This window comes from Puniceicoccus vermicola (assembly GCF_014230055.1).
GTDB lineage: Bacteria > Verrucomicrobiota > Verrucomicrobiia > Opitutales > Puniceicoccaceae > Puniceicoccus > Puniceicoccus vermicola.
This window is the reverse complement of the sequence record NZ_JACHVA010000103.1, coordinates 1-3,844: the sequence shown is the minus strand read 5'-3', so window position 1 is coordinate 3,844 and position 3,844 is coordinate 1. Positions and strand designations below refer to the sequence as shown.

At 47.8% G+C, this 3,844-nt stretch carries 7 protein-coding genes; all 7 read left to right on the top strand.

Annotation, left to right across the window (positions count from 1 at the left end; genetic code table 11):
* Positions 1-509, top strand: a 509-nt coding sequence (locus H5P30_RS14120) for a hypothetical protein (RefSeq protein WP_221774319.1), incomplete at its 5' end; no start/stop codon positions are given.
* 36 nt (positions 510-545) lie between these two features.
* A complete protein-coding gene (locus tag H5P30_RS14115; RefSeq protein WP_185693578.1) occupies positions 546-803 on the top strand; it encodes a hypothetical protein in 258 nt (85 codons plus the stop codon).
* A 228-nt stretch (positions 804-1,031) separates the two neighbouring features.
* The gene (locus H5P30_RS14110) at positions 1,032-1,328 is read left to right on the top strand and encodes a hypothetical protein (RefSeq protein ID WP_185693577.1); all 297 of its coding nucleotides are present in this window, start codon (positions 1,032-1,034) and stop codon (positions 1,326-1,328) included.
* Between the two features lie 108 nt (positions 1,329-1,436).
* Positions 1,437-1,916 carry a hypothetical protein gene (locus H5P30_RS14105; RefSeq protein ID WP_185693576.1) on the top strand — a complete coding sequence of 160 codons (480 nt, stop codon included), beginning with the start codon at positions 1,437-1,439 and terminating at the stop codon, positions 1,914-1,916.
* A gap of 180 nt (positions 1,917-2,096) precedes the next feature.
* Positions 2,097-2,651, top strand: a complete 555-nt coding sequence (locus H5P30_RS14100; RefSeq protein WP_185693579.1) for a hypothetical protein — start codon at positions 2,097-2,099, stop codon at positions 2,649-2,651.
* Positions 2,638-2,880 carry a transposase gene (locus H5P30_RS14095; protein ID WP_246459760.1) on the top strand — a complete coding sequence of 81 codons (243 nt, stop codon included), beginning with the start codon at positions 2,638-2,640 and terminating at the stop codon, positions 2,878-2,880. Before H5P30_RS14100 ends, H5P30_RS14095 begins: the two co-directional genes overlap by 14 nt.
* Before the next feature lie 87 nt (positions 2,881-2,967).
* Positions 2,968-3,795: an IS3 family transposase gene (locus H5P30_RS14090; protein ID WP_185691282.1), complete on the top strand. Its 828-nt coding sequence runs from the start codon at positions 2,968-2,970 to the stop codon at positions 3,793-3,795.
* Positions 3,796-3,844: the final 49 nt, after the last annotated feature.

Sequence of the window (3,844 nt, the reverse complement as noted above, 5' to 3'; positions counted from 1 at the left end):
CGTTCTGCAGAAAAATGAAAACAATCGTCATTCTACTTATCCTCAGTCCCCTGCTATGGGCCGCAGAATTGGATGACGCAGATTTCAGTCGATTCATACTTATCAACGATGGAACGGGAGCAAACGAAGATGAACCGCAGGAAGGACAGAAAGGAATTGTTGAGTCTGATCTTCTTGCCGAATTCGGCTTCAAGAGACTCACCGAATCGGAAAAAGAGGAAGCACAGAGACTAGCAAGCGAGTATTGGTTTCAGACTTACGGTTTACTCGCGGAGGAAAGGCTTATCCCTGATTTCAGCTTCCAACTTGAAGAAGAAATTGATGGATTGGGAAGTCCGGAATCAAAGATTTGGCAAGTTCAAGTTCAGCACATGACAGGCGGAATCAATGCTCTTATTTGGATCAACGCTGAGACTAAAGAAACAAGAGCTTGGGGAATTGAAAGAGAACTAAAAGAAATTGAGCAGAACCAGTCAGCCCATACAACTCCAGCCAGCGCTCCGCGCTGACTTCCGCGTATGGCTTTCACGTTATCTGCGAAATAAATGAAGACCACCTTCACAAAACTAAACACAAGCTGGAATGCTGAACCGAATGCACCATATCCAGAAGTGAAAATCGAAGGAAATAGTCTCAAGCTTTACTTCATTCTGAACTCATTTGAATTCTCAGATTTTTCGGACGATCGAAAAGGGAAAATAGAATTCTCAGGCGTTAGAAAATATCGCCTTGGGCGAACGAATGACGAAGGATGGTATCGTGGACAGTGCCGATTTAGTGGAATTGCTCCATCTTGGGGTTAATTTTACCTCGTAGAGGGAAATTTAAGAATGGAAGAGTCACCGAATGATTGGGAGGATGTCGATTCGAACTCAGAGCCATCCAACCACTATCTATTTTACCTGAGAGATGAAACCTTCGAGTGTGAAGCGACCTCTTGGAAATTTGAACCACTAACAGCAGATCCAGACGCTACTGGGTAACGTCGCTAACGCGCCGTCGCCAGAGCTCATCGATCGACGAAGAATAAAATGGATACAGAACAGATAATTCTCAGCATCATTTGCACCGTCACATGGTTTGCTTGGATACCAGCAGTCCTGATCGAAAAAGAGAAAAATGAAGATACAGGTGGAACCTCTATTTTGCCGGTAATTCCAGTATTTCCAATCGTAGGGATTGGGTCAGGCGTTGGTATCGATCGTCTATTCGAAAACTGGGGATCTTACACGATCTCACTTCTTCATCTCGTATTATTGGGATCCTTTGCCTATACGATTGTTAGAGATCTCATTGTCATCAAAAATCGAAAGAAAGGAATGGGATGAGCCATTTTACCAACCACAACCATCAGGCATGCCTGGGTCGATCCAGACGGAGTGGTCAATGCCGCTAGCGCGTCATCGACCATCCTCACCGTTCGGTAAAAAAGTAATATGAAAAAACAAATACTTATATTGGTTGTATTCTGCACCATGGTATCCGTCGTTCTTGCTGTCGAGAGCGACCTCAATATTTTCCTAAAGTCTCATCCGTCATATGAGGCACTAGATGAAAATGAATGGAGTAGCTTTGATTCTAGCGATCCCTACGGCAATGATGCCTACGGCATTTGGCCCTACGCGGACGCTGCTTACCGGTCAACAAGTGATGGAGTAAGCAAGACTCTACTAGTGAGAAAGAATCGAATTTTCGCATTTGATATTTTGGTTTCGTCCGAATTAGTCCCTGACTCCCTCTCGAAGAACGAACTACTCGATGCGGCGGGAGAGAACTTCAAAGGAAAAGAATATTCGATCACGTATACTAGAGAAGAGCCAAGCGGAGACTACCGCTTTTTCGTAGTAGACAATGAGGGAGTTGAAGCTGCAAAAAGTGATCTAATCAAAGAGTTTTCTAAGCTCTTTAAACCCTAAACGGCATAGCCCACGGCGCTTTGCACCGAGCGAATCCTCTACGATGTAGAAACTAAAATGAAATTCAGGAATACGAAATGGAGGCTCCGAACAAGACGAGTAGTCAACCCGATGTTTACGCCCCGCCTTGTGCTTGAGTCCTCTGGCTCGGGTGACTACTCTTGACGTTCTAGAAATAAAATGAAAAACAAAACTAAAGCTCTAATATCTCTAATTATCACCATAATTGTCTCGCAAGCTGCAGCAAACACTGAAGCCGGAACATTCACTCTCGCTTCGGGCTCTCTTGTTCAAAGTGGAAACGATCACCTTCAAGTTGATGAAGGCTTCAAAGCGACTATACTCGGTTATTCTTTAAGGACTGGAGACGACGTTTCAGGAATTCATCTTGAACGTTCGCACATCACAATTGAGCTTCTTCAGGAGAATACGGAAATTACACTTATTGACGGAGTTGGAATCGTGGAAAATATGACATTTATTGGACCTCTATCAATTCGAACACGTGCGTTAGGAAATAATCTCAGTCTTGCGACAACTACAATTAAAGTCGAAAGAGCAACTTTACCATCTGAGTTTGTGCCTAATAACTCTGTCGTAATTCCATCTGATTTATCGGTGATGTGTCCTGATAAAAATGGACACGGGATTCTCTTAGAAGGAGAATCAAAGAATGAAGAGGCGCCGCTACACTGCCGAGTTCAAAAAAGAGGCAGTCAAGATGATCATAATTGAAGGTACACCGGTGAAGGAGGTATCCGAGCAGCTTGGTGTTCCCGAGGGGATGCTGTATAGCTGGAGGAAGAAGCACCTGGATGATTTGGAGGCTGAGGCTCCCGAGGGTGCACAGAGTCCGAAGGCGATGGCCGAGGAGCTGGCCCAGGTCCGCAAGGAGCTGGCCAAGCAAAAGCGGATGAACGAGATACTAAAAAAAACGGTGGGCTACTTCAGCAACCCCGAGTGATGCGCTATCGGTTTATAGAGGATCACAAGGCTCGCTACGGAGTAGACGAGCTGTGCGAGTGTTTCGGACTGAGCCGCAGCGGTTACTATGACTGGCAGGCTCGCGAGCCTGCCAGTCATAGTAACCGCTGCGGCTCTCAAGGGACGGATTACCGAGTTGCACCGGCAAGCCCGTGGACGCTACGGCCACCGCCCAATCCACGAACACCTCAAGGACGAGGATCTCGGCTGTGGCCGCGACCGGACGTTACGGTTGATGAAGGAGCTGGGGATCGAAGGTCGACAAACGAAGGGCTTCAAGCCCCTTGGCACCAACAGCAAGCACGACTTCGGCTACAGCGCCAACTTGCTGCGCGAACTCGGAAAGCCGGACGACTGCAATCAGGTCTGGGTAGCCGATACGACCTACCTGCGCGTCCAGCGGGGCTGGTGTTATCTGGCAACAGTGATGGATCTGTACAGTCGGCGGATCATCGGTTGGAGCGTTTCCTCCCGCAACGATTCAAAGCTGGTTTGCCAGGCTCTGCAGTGCGCCGTCCTGACCCGAGGCGGCGAGCTGCCCGAGGGCCTCATTCACCACAGCGACCGGGGTAGCACCTACGCCAGCTACGACTATGAGAACATGTTGGAGAGCTTCGGGATCAAACAAAGCATGAGCGCCAAGGGGAACTGCTACGACAACGCCGCCCAGGAATCCTTCTACGGGCGGTATAAGACCTCAACAGTTGGCGATGAGGTCTTCTTCGATGAAGACACTGCCCGAAGCAATGCCTTCGAGTATATCGAAGTTTTCTACAACCGATTCAGAAAACACTCCTCTCTGGGCTACAAGAGCCCGATCCAATTCGAGGAAAAAATCGCGCCCCCCATGGGGGGCAATCACACAAGCCTACCGGCTTGCATCAACTACAACTAAACATCATAACACGAAGAAAATAAAGGAATCCTCTGTCCAGCGATCTCAG